This is a genomic window from Clostridium sp. N3C (assembly GCF_900095445.1).
Classification (GTDB): domain Bacteria; phylum Bacillota; class Clostridia; order Clostridiales; family Clostridiaceae; genus Clostridium_AU.
In genome coordinates this window covers 19,927-36,084 of the sequence record NZ_FMJL01000002.1, presented here as the reverse complement: position 1 = coordinate 36,084, position 16,158 = coordinate 19,927, and the positions used below count along the sequence as shown (strand labels likewise).

At 30.7% G+C, this 16,158-nt stretch carries 16 protein-coding genes; 6 read left to right on the top strand and 10 right to left on the bottom strand.

Annotation, left to right across the window (positions count from 1 at the left end; all coding sequences use genetic code 11):
• Positions 1–2: 2 nt before the first annotated feature.
• Positions 3–1,124: a DegT/DnrJ/EryC1/StrS family aminotransferase gene (locus N3C_RS00925; protein WP_074364188.1), complete on the top strand. Its 1,122-nt coding sequence runs from the start codon at positions 3–5 to the stop codon at positions 1,122–1,124.
• A 26-nt stretch (positions 1,125–1,150) separates the two neighbouring features.
• Complete coding sequence (locus tag N3C_RS00920; protein WP_074364187.1) at positions 1,151–2,317, top strand: DegT/DnrJ/EryC1/StrS family aminotransferase; 1,167 nt, start codon at positions 1,151–1,153, stop codon at positions 2,315–2,317.
• A gap of 105 nt (positions 2,318–2,422) precedes the next feature.
• Here the strand turns inward: N3C_RS00920 and N3C_RS00915 are convergent, their stop codons facing one another.
• The gene (locus N3C_RS00915) at positions 2,423–2,890 is read right to left on the bottom strand and encodes a chemotaxis protein CheX (RefSeq protein ID WP_074364186.1); all 468 of its coding nucleotides are present in this window, start codon (positions 2,888–2,890) and stop codon (positions 2,423–2,425) included.
• A 296-nt stretch (positions 2,891–3,186) separates the two neighbouring features.
• Positions 3,187–4,476 carry a homocysteine synthase gene (locus tag N3C_RS00910; RefSeq protein ID WP_074364185.1) on the bottom strand — a complete coding sequence of 430 codons (1,290 nt, stop codon included), beginning with the start codon at positions 4,474–4,476 and terminating at the stop codon, positions 3,187–3,189.
• A 613-nt stretch (positions 4,477–5,089) separates the two neighbouring features.
• Here N3C_RS00910 and N3C_RS00905 point away from each other — a divergent pair.
• Positions 5,090–6,073 carry a sulfide/dihydroorotate dehydrogenase-like FAD/NAD-binding protein gene (locus N3C_RS00905; RefSeq protein WP_074364184.1) on the top strand — a complete coding sequence of 328 codons (984 nt, stop codon included), beginning with the start codon at positions 5,090–5,092 and terminating at the stop codon, positions 6,071–6,073.
• Positions 6,070–7,347, top strand: coding sequence for an FAD-dependent oxidoreductase (locus N3C_RS00900; RefSeq protein ID WP_074364183.1), 1,278 nt, complete (start codon positions 6,070–6,072; stop codon positions 7,345–7,347). Before N3C_RS00905 ends, N3C_RS00900 begins: the two co-directional genes overlap by 4 nt.
• A gap of 34 nt (positions 7,348–7,381) precedes the next feature.
• Here the strand turns inward: N3C_RS00900 and N3C_RS00895 are convergent, their stop codons facing one another.
• Positions 7,382–8,500, bottom strand: coding sequence for a D-alanyl-D-alanine carboxypeptidase family protein (locus N3C_RS00895; RefSeq protein WP_074364182.1), 1,119 nt, complete (start codon positions 8,498–8,500; stop codon positions 7,382–7,384).
• Between the two features lie 165 nt (positions 8,501–8,665).
• On the opposite strand from N3C_RS00895, the gene N3C_RS00890 reads away from it, so the two are divergent.
• Complete coding sequence (locus N3C_RS00890) at positions 8,666–9,166, top strand: DUF2953 domain-containing protein (RefSeq protein ID WP_074364181.1); 501 nt, start codon at positions 8,666–8,668, stop codon at positions 9,164–9,166.
• A 33-nt stretch (positions 9,167–9,199) separates the two neighbouring features.
• Complete coding sequence (ytfJ, locus tag N3C_RS00885; RefSeq protein ID WP_074364180.1) at positions 9,200–9,640, top strand: GerW family sporulation protein; 441 nt, start codon at positions 9,200–9,202, stop codon at positions 9,638–9,640.
• Between the two features lie 145 nt (positions 9,641–9,785).
• On the opposite strand, the gene scpB is transcribed toward ytfJ, so the two are convergent.
• The 7 genes from scpB to spo0A form a co-directional block, all read right to left on the bottom strand.
• Complete coding sequence (gene scpB / locus N3C_RS00880) at positions 9,786–10,412, bottom strand: SMC-Scp complex subunit ScpB (protein WP_074364179.1); 627 nt, start codon at positions 10,410–10,412, stop codon at positions 9,786–9,788.
• Positions 10,399–11,154 carry a segregation/condensation protein A gene (locus N3C_RS00875; RefSeq protein ID WP_074364178.1) on the bottom strand — a complete coding sequence of 252 codons (756 nt, stop codon included), beginning with the start codon at positions 11,152–11,154 and terminating at the stop codon, positions 10,399–10,401. The genes scpB and N3C_RS00875 overlap by 14 nt, the downstream gene beginning before the upstream one ends.
• Before the next feature lie 201 nt (positions 11,155–11,355).
• A complete protein-coding gene (locus N3C_RS00870; protein WP_074364177.1) occupies positions 11,356–12,525 on the bottom strand; it encodes a D-alanyl-D-alanine carboxypeptidase family protein in 1,170 nt (389 codons plus the stop codon).
• A gap of 79 nt (positions 12,526–12,604) precedes the next feature.
• Entirely contained in the window at positions 12,605–13,486 is an 882-nt protein-coding gene (locus N3C_RS00865; protein ID WP_074364176.1) for a site-specific tyrosine recombinase, read from the bottom strand.
• Positions 13,487–13,779: 293 nt separating this feature from the next.
• Positions 13,780–14,427 carry a stage II sporulation protein M gene (gene spoIIM / locus N3C_RS00855; protein ID WP_074364174.1) on the bottom strand — a complete coding sequence of 216 codons (648 nt, stop codon included), beginning with the start codon at positions 14,425–14,427 and terminating at the stop codon, positions 13,780–13,782.
• A gap of 95 nt (positions 14,428–14,522) precedes the next feature.
• On the bottom strand, positions 14,523–15,053 hold the full coding sequence (locus tag N3C_RS00850) for an NUDIX hydrolase (protein WP_074364173.1): 531 nt from the start codon (positions 15,051–15,053) through the stop codon (positions 14,523–14,525).
• Positions 15,054–15,217: 164 nt separating this feature from the next.
• Complete coding sequence (spo0A, locus tag N3C_RS00845) at positions 15,218–16,030, bottom strand: sporulation transcription factor Spo0A (protein WP_074364172.1); 813 nt, start codon at positions 16,028–16,030, stop codon at positions 15,218–15,220.
• Positions 16,031–16,158 lie beyond the last annotated feature (128 nt).

The following is a 16,158-nucleotide window of genomic DNA, read 5'->3' as shown; positions in this document are numbered from 1 at the left end:
TTATGAAGGTTAACTTTTACAGTTCTCAAAGAGAATACAATGAGAAGAAAGATGAATTTAATAAAGCTATACAGACCGTTATAGAAAAAGGAAACTTTATCCTTGGAGATCAAGTAGCCAACTTTGAAAAAAGCATCGAAGGCTACACTGGTGCAAAGCATGCAATAGGTGTTGCTTCTGGTACAGATGCTTTAGTTATTGCCGCTGATATACTAGGATTTAAGGATGGAAAAGAAGTAATAACCTCCCCTTTTACTTTCCTAGCATCTGCCTCTTGCATTATTAAACATAAGGGAAAGCCGGTTTTTGTAGATATCGATGAAGATACCTTTTCTATAGATGTAAATCAAATAGAAGAAAAAATATCTTCTAACACCGTTGGAATATTACCTATTCATCTATTTGACCAAATGGCTAATATGGATAAAATAATGGATATAGCAAATAAGTATGACTTAAAAGTGTTAGAAGATGCCGCAGAAGCCTTTGGAATGTGCTGGAATGGTAAAGATAATCAAAATAATCATGCAGGAACTATTGGGGATTTTGGTGTTTTCTCCTTTTTCCCTACAAAAACCCTAGGCGGCTATGGTGACGGTGGAATGATAGTAACTAATAATGATGAACTAGCAAAACTTGCTAAGAGCTATAGGGTGCATGGCGCATCCAAAAAATATCATTATGACTATATTGGTTATAATTCCCGTCTAGATACGCTACAAGCAGCAATACTATCCGTTAAACTTAAATATATTGACGAAGCAATTAAGAAAAGAGAACAAATTGCGCATTTATATATGGAAGGTTTAAAAGATCTTGAAAACATTCGATTGCCTAAGTTAAAAGGAAATCAGAAGCAAGTATTTTATGTCTTTAACATATTAGCAGAAAATAGAGATGGCCTTGCAGAATACTTATCAAAAAATGAGATAGGTTACAGCATCTACTATCCAATGCCTTTACATTTACAGAAAGCTTTTAAATATCTTGGCTATAAAAAAGGTGATTTTCCTGTAGCGGAGAAAGTATCACAATCTATTATTGCTCTTCCTATTTATCCTGAATTAAAGGAAGAGGAAGTTGAATATGTATGTGAAACCATTAGAAACTTCTACAAAAAATAATAATTTTAATGAAAGAAGGTTAAGTTATGACTAATAAAAAAATTCCTTTTTCACCACCAGATATTACACAGGCAGAAATAGATGCGGTGGTTGAAGTATTAAAATCTGGCTGGATTACTTCCGGTCCAAAGACTGCCGAGTTTGAAAAGAAACTAGCTGAATATAGTGAAGCTAATTATGGAGTTGCTTTAAACAGCGCTACTGCAGGTTTAGAACTTATTCTAAAGGTAATGAATGTTGGTGTTGGTGATGAAGTAATTACAACACCCTATACTTACGCTGCAACCTCCAATGTTTTAATTCACCGTGGTATAAAACCAACTTTTGTAGATGTAAAAAAAGATCATTTTCATATTGATGAAGAAAAAATATACCATGCTATAACTCCAAAAACTAAAGCTATTATTACCGTTGATATTGCTGGTTACCCAGTAGATTATGATGCTGTAAAGGCTGTGCTTAAAGCTAAAAACAGAGAAGATATCATACTTATCTCCGATTCAGCTCACTCTTTTGGTGCTAAATACAAAGGTAAAAAGGTAGGTAGTCAATTTGATTTTCATGTATTTTCTTATCATGCTGTAAAAAACTTAACCACTGCTGAAGGTGGTTCCATAACTTACAATGATAATAATTTTAAAGGCAAAGAGGACTTATATAAGGAATTTAAATATACTTCCTTACAAGGACAAACCAAGGATGCCCTTTCAAAAATGAAAGCAGGAGCCTGGAAATACGACATAGTAACAGATGGATTTAAATCTAATATGACAGATATAATGGCAGCCATAGGCCTTGTACAACTAACAAGATATGATGAAATGATAGAAAAAAGAAAGGCTTTATTTAATGTGTATAACGAAATTCTCGGTAAATATGACTGGGCTATCATTCCTCCAAGTAAAACAGAAGATACTGAAACCTGTTACCATCTATATACATTAAGATTAAGAGACTTTACTGAATCTCAACGTAATGAAATAATTCAAAAATTAGCTGAAAAAGATATTGCTACAAACGTTCATTTTATACCTTTACCTATGATGACTTTATACAAAAACTTAGGCTACAGAATAGAAGACTATCCAAACGCTTATGCTCAGTATGCTAACGAGATAACTTTACCTCTTTACTCTACCCTTACTTTAGAAGATGCAGCTTACGTTGCTGAGGAACTTGTTAAACTTATTTAAATTAAATATTAAAAGTTCTGCTGTACAACTATTAATTTTAAGGTGCCCCCAAAAAGTTTAACTTTTTGGGGGCACCTCATTTAAGTAATTATGCAACAGCCACTTTTAATTTTTCTGATAACTTACATCAATTTCCAAAGATTCTCCACCTTGAAAATTTAACGGTATACAAACTGTCACAGACTTAGTTGGAGTAAGATTGATATTTTCTCCTGTCAAAACTGTAGGTGGCGTTATATCTATGCCTATACCATTTTTATAAAAAATACTAGCAGTATTTCCCAAGATCATATTAGCCAATTCAGCAATAGCACTCTTTGATATTTCATCCAATTCAATTACTGGCATCCCACCCATCATTGCAGAAGCTATGTTTAATGCCAAATTCTTAGATAAAGAAAGAACCACATTACCATTAATTTTACCAGTTAAACCAATAAAAATCACAACCCCGTCACCGTTATAAGAATTATTTTTTACAAACACTTTTCCAATAGTAGGTTTCATATTTGTAGTTTGACTAATTACTTCTAAACTAGCCTCTATAAAAGGATTAATATATTCAACTTTCAATTTTATCGTCCCTCATTTCTCAACCTATGGTTATATAAATTCATATCAATATCCTTTGATTATTTTAATAATTATATTCAATTTTAAACCCATTGTCAACTTTTGTCTTATTTAGTCTATAAATAAACATACCTGAGATGATCACTATCACCTCAGGTATTGATTCTAGCCTTTATATATTTTCCATTATACTCTAAAATATGCATTTATTTTCTAAACAAAAAGCAAAACCGTAAGAAACTCAACTCTCCTACGGCTTTTTACTTTATATGTGATTTAATCTTACTAACTCTTTATTATTTAGTAGCTTTCTCCAAAGCCTGATCTAAGTCAGCAATTAAATCTTCTACATCTTCTATACCTATGGACAATCTTACTAAATCAGGAGTTACTCCTGCCTTTATTTGATCTTCTTCAGATAATTGTGCATGAGTAGTGCTTGCAGGGTGAATTACTAAAGATTTTGCATCCGCTACATTAGCTAACAATGAGAATAATTCTAGACTATTTATAAATTTCTTTCCTGCTTCAAGACCACCTTTTATTCCAAAGGTAAATATGGAGCCTGCACCCTTTGGAAAATACTTTTCAGCTAGCTTCTTGTATTTGTTACCTTCAAGTTCAGGATAATTTACCCAAGCTACAGCAGGATGCTCTTTTAAATAATTTACAATCTTTCTAGTATTGGATACATGCCTTTCAACTCTCAAGGATAAAGTTTCTAAACCTTGTAGCAATAAAAAACTGTTAAATGGACTTATAGCTGCTCCAGTGTCTCTTAACAACTGTACTCTTACCTTTGTAATATATGCCAAAGGACCTAAAGCTTCATAATATTTAAGTCCATGATAACTTGGATCTGGTTCAGTGAAACCAGGGAACTTTCCACTTTCAGCCCAATTAAACTTTCCACTGTCCACAATAACTCCACCTAAAGTTGTACCATGTCCACCGATAAACTTTGTAGCAGAATGAACAACGATGTCTGCTCCATATTCAATAGGTCTAATTAAGTAAGGTGTACCAAAGGTATTATCAACTATCAATGGAATACTATTTTCATGAGCTATGTTAGCTACCTTTTCAATATCTATAATATTTATTCCTGGATTTCCTATAGTTTCTATATATATAGCCTTTGTTTTTTCTGTTATAGCACTTCTGAAATTTTCTGGATCATCTGGATCAACAAATATTGTTTTAATTCCTAATTTAGGAAGAGTATTTGCAAACAAATTATATGTTCCACCATAAAGTGTACTAGCAGCAACTATTTCATCACCAGTTCCAGCTATATTTAATATAGAATAGGTTATCGCTGCAGATCCTGAACTTACAGCTAATGCCCCTACTCCTCCTTCCAAAGCTGCTATTCTCTGCTCAAAAACATCATTAGTTGGATTAGTTATTCTTGTATATATGTTACCAGTCTCTCTTAAATTAAATAAATTTGAAGCATGATCTCCATCATTAAAAACATAAGATGTTGTTTGATAGATAGGTACTGCCCTTGCCCCTGTTGTAGGATCAGGTTTCTGACCTCCGTGTACTTGTATTGTGTCAAATTTGTATTTTTTTTCTGTCATTATAGACCCTCCTTTATTATTATTATAAATTTTTTTAATATTGATATATATTAATTTATTTATTATTATTCATATCTGTTTTATATGGTTTTTTATATTAATAATCCTATCTTACTAATATGTCCTATGTTATACAAGAGTAGTAAATCATTCTTCTATAGCATTTACAACTATCATCAATTTTCTATTTCATAAAATTGATTATTTAGATTCACTCACTTCTTGATATACAGAGGTTGTACATTTATTAACTACTATTTTATCCATTTATATAAAGTACAATCTCTTTATGTCAATTAGTTTATAATTGAATTATACTTAACTTTCAGTGTAAAGTGTTAATACATAAAATAGATAGTTGGTTATAAAATTTTCCTATAACAGTTTTCATTTACCAGTTTTATAGTTAAATTTTTACCTTTATTATTGCCTATATTTTAAAATATGTTTAACTAATAAATAATTAATATTCCATCAGTTTTAGATTTTCTAAAATAACTCTAAGAACATTTTTACCTGTTATTACAGTAACAAAATTAAAGAAAATAAATAGTTTAATAGTATAGTAATGTTTTTAACTTAAGGTTATTAATGGAAGAAAGGCAGGTTAAAAATGAATTACGAGGTAACGGATTGCATTGATGCGGGAACTGAATTTTGTCCTTGTCATCTGGCAGAAGTTGGTCAATGTATATTATGTTCACAACTATCCGGAAAAACCTTTTGCGATTGCATAAATTGGAAGGGTGTATGTATCTACCAAGAATATGTTTGGAATAGAAAAAAAGCAAAAAACCAAAGAAAAACATATTTTTGCAAAGTTTTAGAAAAGAAAGTATTAGAAGATAAATTAATAATTCTTACATTGCTCACTACTCACAAAATAGCTCAAGATTTAATGCATCCCGGTAGTTATATTTTTATGAGAAGTCCTAAAACAAGTCAATTTTATGATACCCCTATTTCTATAATGGACGTAAATACAGAAGAAAATTGGATAAAAGTTGCTATAGAAATTAAGGGTATTAAAACCAAAACTATAAATACTATTCAAAAAAATGAAGATATGCTTATAAGAGCTCCCTTTTGGAACGGAATATTTGGTTTAAAAAATATATACGCTGCTAAAGATGGAGCGTCTTTAATAGTGGCCAGAGGTATCGGACAAGCACCTATGATTCCAGTATTAAAGAAGTTATATTCAAATGGTAACAAGTTAATTGTGGTTTTAGATAATGCTAATTTTAAGAATACATTTGTACAAGAATATTTAATTCAATATGATTGTAAAGTTATTAATTGCAATACCTTAGAAAAAGGCGAGCTTACAGAAGAAATTAAAAAAATAATAGATAAGGCTATAGAAGAAGAAAAAATTAACCTTATACATTGCGATGGAGCAGATATATTGAATTTAAAGATAGTAGAATATGTAAATGATAGAGTAAAAACCTCTTGCTGCAATAATGCAAAAATGTGTTGTGGAGAAGGAGTTTGTGGTAGCTGTAGTGCACGATATAAAGGAAGAGTAGTTAAGCGACTATGTAAAGTTCAGACTGAACCAAAAAAATTATTCGAGGGGAGAAGATTAATATGAAGGTCCTTATTATTGGAGGAGGTTGGGCAGGCTGCGCCGCTGCAATAACTGCAAAAAAAGCAGGAGCTGATGTTACACTATTTGAGAAAACAGATATGCTACTAGGTTTAGGTAATGTTGGTGGCATTATGAGAAACAACGGAAGATTTACTGCCTCTGAAGAATTAATAGCTATAGGTGCTGGAGACTTAATAAATATTACTGATAAATTAAGCAGACATAAGAATATACAATTTCCAGGGCATAAGCATGCTTGGCTATATGATGTAAACAAAGTTGAACGGGCTGTAACCGATTATTTAAAAGATATAGGAGTAAATATCTGTCTGCTTTCAAGGGTTGTAGATGTAGAAAAATCAGGAAATAAAATTACAGGAATTTATTTATCCGATGGAAGCTTTTATGAAGGTGATGTTTTTGTTGAAACTACTGGTTCTACTGGACCTATGGGCAACTGTTTAAGATATGGTAACGGCTGCTCTATGTGTGTGCTAAGGTGTCCAGCTTTTGGTCCCAGAGTTAGCATAAGTGCTAGAGCTGGTATTGATGACTTACAAGGAGAAAGAGAAGATGATGTTTTCGGCGCTTTCAGTGGTTCCTGTAAATTAGCTAAGGATAGCTTATCTGATGAAATTGTTAAAGAACTAGACGAAAAAGGCGTGGTAGTATTAAAGGTACCTTCTGAAGACATTAATCTAGATAAACTAAAACTAAAAGTTTGTCAACAATATGCACTAAAAGAATTCGCAGAAAATATCATATTGCTAGATACTGGTCATGCTAAATTGATGACATCTCATTACCCTTTAAATAAATTAAGAAAAATCAAAGGATTAGAACATGCTAAATATGTAGATCCCTATGCAGGAGGAAAAGGAAATTCCATCCGTTACCTATCTGTAGCACCCCGTAGTGATGATATGAAGGTGAAAGGTTTAGACAATCTCTTTGTAGGAGGAGAAAAGGCTGGCTTATTTGTAGGTCATACGGAGGCCATAGCTACCGGTTCCCTAGCAGGTCATAATGCTGTTCGATATGCTCTTGGTATGCCATTATTAATTCTTCCTAGATCCATTGCCTTAGGTGATTTAATCACCTATGCTAACTATAAATTATCCACTAAAGAAGGAAGAAGAAATCGCTATACCTTTGCCGGTGCAGAATACTTCAAACGAATGGTTGACCTTGGATTATATACCACAGACCTAGAAGCAATAAAATCAAAAATTCAAAAACTAAATTTAACAGATGTAATGAATCAAAAATTAGTATAAATATTTTAAGAGGAGTCATTAACTCCTCTTTTACCTATTTAAGCCATCTAAATATCCCTTTATTTTTCCTAACATCACTTTCTGAATAAAGCGGAGTAGTATAAATTAGTTTTTTATCTTCATATACGTTTATAGTTCCTAATTTCAGGTTAGCATAAACCGGTGCCTCTATTTCTTTAGGCACCTTAATCTTAACCTCTACCTTACTTCCCTTTTTTACTGGTATCTTTATTGTTGTCTTGCTTTTCAAATTCAATTTATCCTTTGATTTTTCCACAGTAAGACTTTTTATTTTTCGATCTTTTTCCACTATCTTTTTAAACTCATAGGTATTTTTTATATAATCATCGATCTTTGCTGTTTCCTTCCACCTACCAGGACAATTTATTACGACTATTATAATATCACTGTCATCCATTTTTACAGAACTTACAAGGCATTTACCAGCTTGCCCTGTATAACCTGTCTTTACTCCATTAGCTCCTGGTATTTGCCATAATATCTTATTAATATTATGAAAGCTTCTACTAAACCCCTCACTGCTTCCATCTATATCCTTTGTAGCTACAATTTTGTTAAACTCATCAATTTCTTTTGCATGAGCGGTTGCTATAGCTAAGTCATATGCAGTAGTATAATGATTAGCGCTATCTAAACCATGCGGTGATTCAAAATGAGTATCTACTAGTCCAATTTCTGTAGCATATTCATTCATTAATTTTACAAATTCATCTACACTACCAGATATACCTTCTGCTATAGCTATAGCTGCATCATTACCACTTTTCAGCATCAGTCCGTAAAGCAATTCTTTAATAGTTACCTGCTCACCTTCTTTATATCCTACCACAGAACCTCTGATGCTAGCGGCTCTAGAACTTATAGTTACTTTTTTATTTAAATCTCCATATCTTAAAGCTACACAAGCAGTAATAATTTTAGTTGTACTAGCCATAGGTGTTATAACATGAGCATTTTTTTCATATAGAACCCTCTTGCTTTTAGCATCTATTGCTATTGCATTTCTAGCATATACTACAGGAACTTTAGTTTTTTCATTAGGTTCTGCTTTAACCTCCTTGCCAGGAATAAAAATACATAGAATATTAAATAAGAGCAATAGTAGACAAATAACTTTCTTCCTCTTGCACAAATATAACACCCCACTTTTTCTTCGTATTACTATTTTATTTTTTGTAATTTTCACCGAAATAACCTTATTAAATTCTACTTCAAATTTATTATTAAGGTTTTTATGATATATTTTCTTATTAATGGTTATAATATGTAATGTTATTCAACTCTGGAGGAGTGTTTTATGTATTACTGGATTGCTATTGTAATCATTATTCTCTTTTTTCCCTTGAGCATAAAACTAACTATAATTTATAAAGACGGAAAGTTTCATGTTTATATATTTAATAAACAACTAAATCTAAAAAAAAAGGTATCCAAACATAAGCCAAATCCAAAGACAGCAAAAAACTCTGAATTTAAGCTAATAAACTTTTTGCCTAGCAACATAAGAAAAATACTATATAAGATTTCCAACGAAAAACATAAACTATCGGCAAGAATAAACTTTCATTTAAATTATGGCTTTGAAGATGCAGCTACCACCGCCATTAGCTATGCTCTATTACACGGACTTAATAGTATACTGTATAATCAGTTTTCTTTTTTGCTCAATATTAAAGAATATAACTATAAAATAGTTCCTCACTATAATGATGCCATGTTTAATTTTAGGTTAAACTGTATAATCTCATTCAATTTAGCAAAAATTATATATATGATATTTGTCATATACGTATTTTAAGGAGGTGAATTCCCCTATAATCGGGAATATATTATGAATAATCATCCTATTGAAGGCTTAATGGAAAGCACCTTAGAAAACTTTAGAGATATGATCGATGTTAATACTATCGTTGGAGAAGCCATTGAAACAAAGGACGGTACAGTTATTTTACCTATATCAAAGGTTACCTTTGGCTTTGCTTCTGGCGGTAGCGAATTTAATCAAAAAAAAGAATTTGAAGGAAATGAAAAATTACCCTTTGGAGGTGCTAGCGGAGCTGGTGTATCCCTTAGACCTGTTGCTTTTCTTGTAATAAAAGGTGATTCTGTAAGACTGCTATCTGTAGATCACGAAAACACTTGTGACAGACTAATTGATTCAGTTCCTCAAATTCTTGATATAATAAAAGGAAATAATAAAAATAAAAAAGATGACAACAATAAAGATAAGGTAAAGGGAGAAAATTACAATACCACATCCGATAGTATATAAAAAGTTTTCTAGATTACTAACGTTATTACACTAGCCTATTAAGTTTACTTCATGATACAAGTATAAAGAATAAGCTTCTTCTTAGTGATTTTAAGAAGAAGCTTAAAATTCATAATTATAAAATTAGAAAGTTCAATGCTATGGTTTATAAAGATTCATTTTCTGCTGCTACTTCATCTTTATTATTACCGGTATCATCCTCATCTAAATATTCGTCAATTATGCTTTCTATAGAGGGCAATTCTTTTATATTTTGGAGATTAAAATGTTTTAAAAACTCGTCTGTAGTAGCAAATAAAGCAGGTCTTCCTGGAGCATCTAATCTTCCTGCCTCCTTTATAAGATTTTTCTCCAACAACCTATTTATTGCACTTTCGCTTTTTACCCCTCTTATCTCGTCTATTTCTACTCTTGTAATAGGTTGTTTATAGGCAATTATAGCTAAGGTTTCTAAGGATGCTTGAGAAAGAGCTTGTCTATGGCTATTTTTTAATATTTTTAATACGTATTCACTATTATCTGCCTTGGTTACTAATTGATACTCATCATTCATGTTTACTAATTTAATGCCTCTATTGCTCTCTTCATAATTAAACATCATCTCTTTTAAAATCTTTTTTGTATATGCTACACTACATTCTATAATCTCTGCAATTTGCTTTAATTTCATAGGTTCTCCACTTACAAATAGAAGGGATTCTATAATGGAAAAGTACTTATCTTTATTAGAAATTTCTTTCATCTCAGTCTGTAGGATTTCATCTTTCCTCATTAGTTTCCACCCTTTCAATATAAATTTCCTTGAAATTAGCTTCCTGATACACTTTAACATTCTTTACTCTTATTAGTTCCAGCAAAGCTAAAAATGAAACTACTACTTCTATCTTGCTTTCACAAAGCTGTATTAGCTCTGTAAACTTATACTTATATCCACTTTGAATTTTAGCTTTTAACTCAACCATCTTATCTTCAATCTTATATTTATCTACAGGTATATGATCTGGTAAGGTATTATTTTGGTTCTTTTTATTCCTATATCTATTTATTAAATCATTGTATAAATTGTATAGATCTAACATTGTTATATTCTTAAAAATGTCTTCATCATTTTTATTTATAGCCTTATCGTCAATTATTTCTGGCTTCTTACTAAATAAATAGCCCGTATCCCCTATTCTTTCCTTAAAATAAGCTGCTACAGCTTTAAACCTTTTATACTCCAACAATTTCTCCACTAACTGTGCTCGTGGGTCTCCTTCTTCTTCTTCCTTGTCATTAGTTCTAGGTAACAGCATTTTAGATTTTATCTCCAATAAGGTAGATGCCATAACTATAAATTCAGAGGTTATCTCTAAATCTACTTCTTTCATTTGGTTTAAATAGTTCAAATATTCATTGGTTATATCGTAAATTTTTATATCGTAGATATCCATTTCGTTTTTCTTTATAAGGTGAAGAAGTAAATCGAAAGGACCTTCAAAGTTTAAATCAGAAATTTTTATGTTATATTCCACAGTGCTGTCACCCCCTTTGATATTGTAACAGAAAGCATAAAATTTATTCAATCATATTAATAATATATCATTAAAACCATATAATTACTATAGTTAAACAAGAAAGCAAAAACTTCGCCATATAAAGTACCTATTAATATTATCATTTTTTAGGTACTTTACAAAGGTGAAGTTTTTGCTTTTAGTATATTCTAAGCTATATTATATGGAATGTTTAAATAGATTTTTAAAATTAAATTCCAAATTTTCAAAAAATCCCGAAGACTTTTTAGCATCTCTATCACAATAAACCTTAATTTTACCTATAAGTTCTCCATTGTTGTAATATTCACAATATCCTATTATTTCTCCCTTTTTATACTCTTTTTTATTGTTATCAATCGTCACCTTCTTACTTATATTGTTAGCACTACCTTTTTCAAGTGTAATAGTTAAATCCTCTGAAGCCTTTACTATAAAGAACTTGTCTCCACTTTTATTTAAAGGAACCTTTTCTAATTCTTCATCTTTCTTTACAATCTGCTTACTTTCAAATTTTGAGAAACCATAGTTAAGCAACATACTAGCATCTCTATTTCGAATTTTATAAGTAGGAGCTCCCATAATTACAGCTAACATTCTAACTCCGTCTCTTGTGGCAGTGGCTGAAATACAGTATTTAGCTTCATTAGTAAAGCCTGTTTTCAAACCATCACAGCCTTTAAAGAATCTTACCAATTTATTATGATTAACTAATTCTATTGGAGTTTTTCTACCTTCACTTATGGTTTCCATATAAGTTCCAGTGTACTTTAATATAGCTGGGTGTTTTAATAGCTCTCTAGACATTAAATATATATCATATGCGGAGCTATAATGATTTTCTTCTGGTAAACCAGTACAGTTTTTGAAGGATGTATCCTTCATCCCAAGAGCTTTTGCTTTATCATTCATCATATTTACAAAGGCCTCTTCACTTCCACCTAAATACTCTGCCATAGCTACTGCCGCATCATTACCGGAAGCTATTGCTATTCCCTTTAACAGCTCTTCCACTGTTCTAACTTCTCCTGTATCAAGGAGCATGGTGCTTCCACCCATTTTTTTTGCATTCTCGCTTACCGTTACTTTATCACTCATCTTTATTTTTCCACTATCAATAGCTTCCATTGCCAGTAGCATAGTCATAATCTTAGTAACGGAAGCTGGTGCAAATTTTTCATGGGAATTATATTCATATAAAATCTTACCACTGTTTGGTTCTACTAATACTGCGGATTTTGCTTCAACTTTTATTCCTTCCCCTTCCGCCTTTACCCTTATACCAAAAGAACTTATAAATAAAGTAATTATTAAACAGAACATAACAATATTAATAAATTTTTTCTTCATTTCTAATCCTCCTCTCACCTTTATTTTTTCCAATAAGCCTTATATTATCACAAAAAAATAAAAGCAGCCCAAGCTGCTTTTATGCTCTAGGATGAGTATTTTTATAAACTTCCATTAACTTTCTTTTTTCTATTACCTCTACATACATTTGAACGGCAGATATATCTTTATATCCTAATAGTTCCTTTAAAGATCTCATATCTGCACCATTTTCTATTAAGTGAACTGCTATAGAATGTCTTAAGGTATACAAATTTATTTCTTTATTAATATTAGCCTTATTCCCATAATACTTAATTATCTTCCAGAAGCCTTGCCTTGTCATTCTTCCGCCTCTATTATTTAAGAAAAGATAATCTAATCCATCTACATTGAGCTCTTCTCTTACCTTAAGATACTTGTCCATGCATTCAACACAATAGCTTCCTAAAGGTATAATTCTTTCCATACCCTTTGTACCTTTACATTTTAAATATTTATATCTTAAATCTATATCACTTTCAGTTAAATTTAACATTTCAGTTACTTTTATTCCAGTAGCATACATCATCTCCAACATAGCCTTATCTCTTATACCTTTAACAGTGTTAGTATCTGGCATAGATAGCAATCTATTAACCTCATCTATAGTTAATATTTCCGGTGTGTTTCTTTTATATTTTGGAATTTCATAGTCTATTACAGGAGTATGATCTATGTATCCCTTTTTAAGCAAAAACTTATAAAAATTTCTTAAACATATTACATTTCTAGCAATAGAGGATTGCTTCTTACCCTTTTGACTTAAATTATCTATATAATTCATAATAGTTATTTTATTTACTTCTTCAAAAGTAACATTATTGTACTGCAAGAACTTATCAAATCTACTTATATCTCGCCTATATGCATCTATTGTATTTGAACTTAAGCGTTTATCTTCACTTATGTACGTTAAATATTTATTAATGAGCTCATTCATAAATACACCTACCAACTTATTCTATAGTTTCTCACTTTATTATATAAAATTAATTTATTGTTCTCAATTCTAATAAGTTATATAAGTCCTAAATGCGTTGTAATAATATTGAAATATATTAATATTATTATGTATATCAACTACAAATATACTATTCTTATAAATAACATTTCTTTTAAAAAAATAAAACAAGAGATAATCAAAAAATTTAGGCAATAAATAACCTAACAAAATCAAAGCAAGTAAACACTTTATATATATAATTATGAAGCCAACTATATCTTTTTTTATCATTAAGCATAAACACTCCCTGATAACATTGCTATGCTCTGCAAAGCTTTAGGTGTAATATAGGCTTCGTATATAAACCCTAAAATCATAATAAGGGTTATTATTAGAAAGGTTATAGAATAATCAAAGAAATAACTTTTATTATAGTTCATTTGCTTATTTACTCTATCTTTTAACTTAAACAAAGAAAGCTTCATGGCTAGCACTGAGGAAACTATTATACAAGGCACATAAATTATGTTTTGAGGAAGTATTCCTAGCATTGTAAACCATATTCCCTTATAGCTTAAACCATAAAATATAGTTGTAAGAGAAAATCCTAGTGAAAATCCTTTTATGATATCAATAATCAATATTGCAGGTATTCCTATAATAGTAAGACCTAAGATCCACAACCCTATTATAATTGGTAAATTACTTTTAATTGTTTGAAGCAAAACAGCCTTGCTATCTACTTTTATTGAATTCAAATTATTTTTAAAACTAAGGAAATAGTTAATCAAATCCTGCCGTTCCATGTCTCCCATATATCTTACGGTGTAAATTCCTAAAACAATTCCTGTAAAAAGACAGATTAGTGTAATTACATAGAGCCACATACTTTCTTGAAAATGTCTTGTCACATTCGTATTTGCTTTTATTTTTCTCATTACTTTTTCCTCCTTAAGGTGTATCTTTTTATACACTAGGTGAATAATCTCACTTAATATTTATGACACCTTAGGAGAATATATTCCTATGATAATTATATGTCTAAGAAATAGTGTAAGAGAGCTGCTAAAGTTTTTCCGTCTATAATTTCACCACTTTTAATTTTTTCTTTAACTTCTTCTATAGAAAATTCTTTTATATCAATAAACTCATCTTCATCTCCACCAATAGTACCTTTATAAAGCTTTTCTGCCTTATATAAATAAATATATTCATCACAGAAACCAGGACTACTTACTATTTTCCCTAAATAAGTGAACTTTTCCGCCTTATAACCTGTTTCCTCTTCTAATTCTCTAATACCACATGCTTTGGGATCTTCCCCCTTTTCCAATTTTCCTGCTGGCAATTCCAAAAGATGCTTATCTATTGCTTTTCTATATTGCTCCACAAATAATATCTTATTTGACTCTGTTAGTGCTAGTACGGCTACCCCGCCAGGATGTCTAACTATTTCTCTTTTTGCTACTTTTCCATTAAAGACCTCTACGTCTTGTACAACCACACCTATAACCTTACCGTTAAATACCCTTTCTTCTTTTAAGGTTTTTTCAGAATAATCCATATTATCTGCCTCCTTATTAAAGCTTAATAAATTACTTATTAATCCAACTGAGCTGCCGATGGAAGTATTTATGCCTATCACTTTTATTAAAATCAATACTCAGTCTATATAATTTAAAAGAGGCTCCTTATAAAAGTAAGGCCTCTCAAATTATAGTTGATATGTTAACTTACCTTATTTTTAAGTCTTAATTTATCTGCTACCATAGCTATAAATTCTGAGTTTGTTGGCTTACCCTTATCATTATGAATAGTATAGCCAAATAGCTTATTTATAGTCTCAACTTGACCTCTTCCCCATGCTACTTCAATAGCATGTCTAATAGCTCTTTCTACTCTGCTAGCAGTCGTATTATACTTTCTAGCAATTGAAGGATATAACTCTTTTGTTACTGCTGACAAAAGTTCCATGTCGTTTACTACCATGGTTATAGCTTCTCTTAAATACATATATCCTTTAATATGTGCAGGAACTCCGATTTCATGTATTATATTTGTAATTTCAGTTTCTAAATCCATAGGTTCCTTGTGAGTAACTTTTACTTCTCTAGGTTCATCCACTGCAATGCTTCTCTTTACTTCGTCGCTAGAAATAGTGTTATTGAATAGCTGTCTAATTCTCTTTGTAAGCACATCCATATCAAAGGGCTTAATTACATAATAATCAGCACCTAAAGTTATAGCTCTTTGAGTTATTTTGTCTTGTCCAACAGCAGATAATACAATTATCCTTGGTTTTGGATCTAAATCCATAGCGTTTAATCTTTCTAAAACTTCAAGACCATCTAAATGAGGCATAATTATGTCTAATACAATTAAGTCAGGTTTATGTTCAGAAATTAGCTTAATAGCTTCAATTCCATCTTTTGCTATACCGGTAACGATGATATCTCTTTGATTTGCTAAATAATCATTTAAAATGTTACAAAATTCCTTATTATCATCGGCTATAAGAACTGATATTTTAGATTCTTCCATATTTAATCTCCTTTCAAAACTTGATTACATATCTTAACAAATTACTAATTCGACAAAGTTAAAAAAATTCCTTCTAGTTGATGAAAAAAATATGTAAATTTTATCCATTTTTTAATTTTACCATTTTT

What these genes read in the sequence shown, in the direction of transcription:
- N3C_RS00925 (WP_074364188.1), top strand. Translation starts at nt 3, where the DNA reads ATGAAGGTTAACTTTTACAGTTCTCAAAGAGAATACAATGAGAAGAAA.
- N3C_RS00920 (WP_074364187.1), top strand. Translation starts at nt 1,151, where the DNA reads ATGACTAATAAAAAAATTCCTTTTTCACCACCAGATATTACACAGGCA.
- N3C_RS00910 (WP_074364185.1), bottom strand. Translation starts at nt 4,476, where the DNA reads ATGACAGAAAAAAAATACAAATTTGACACAATACAAGTACACGGAGGT.
- N3C_RS00905 (WP_074364184.1), top strand. Translation starts at nt 5,090, where the DNA reads ATGAATTACGAGGTAACGGATTGCATTGATGCGGGAACTGAATTTTGT.
- N3C_RS00900 (WP_074364183.1), top strand. Translation starts at nt 6,070, where the DNA reads ATGAAGGTCCTTATTATTGGAGGAGGTTGGGCAGGCTGCGCCGCTGCA.
- N3C_RS00890 (WP_074364181.1), top strand. Translation starts at nt 8,666, where the DNA reads ATGTATTACTGGATTGCTATTGTAATCATTATTCTCTTTTTTCCCTTG.
- ytfJ (WP_074364180.1), top strand. Translation starts at nt 9,200, where the DNA reads ATGAATAATCATCCTATTGAAGGCTTAATGGAAAGCACCTTAGAAAAC.
- scpB (WP_074364179.1), bottom strand. Translation starts at nt 10,412, where the DNA reads ATGAGGAAAGATGAAATCCTACAGACTGAGATGAAAGAAATTTCTAAT.
- N3C_RS00870 (WP_074364177.1), bottom strand. Translation starts at nt 12,525, where the DNA reads ATGAAGAAAAAATTTATTAATATTGTTATGTTCTGTTTAATAATTACT.
- N3C_RS00865 (WP_074364176.1), bottom strand. Translation starts at nt 13,486, where the DNA reads ATGAATGAGCTCATTAATAAATATTTAACGTACATAAGTGAAGATAAA.
- spoIIM (WP_074364174.1), bottom strand. Translation starts at nt 14,427, where the DNA reads ATGAGAAAAATAAAAGCAAATACGAATGTGACAAGACATTTTCAAGAA.
- N3C_RS00850 (WP_074364173.1), bottom strand. Translation starts at nt 15,053, where the DNA reads ATGGATTATTCTGAAAAAACCTTAAAAGAAGAAAGGGTATTTAACGGT.
- spo0A (WP_074364172.1), bottom strand. Translation starts at nt 16,030, where the DNA reads ATGGAAGAATCTAAAATATCAGTTCTTATAGCCGATGATAATAAGGAA.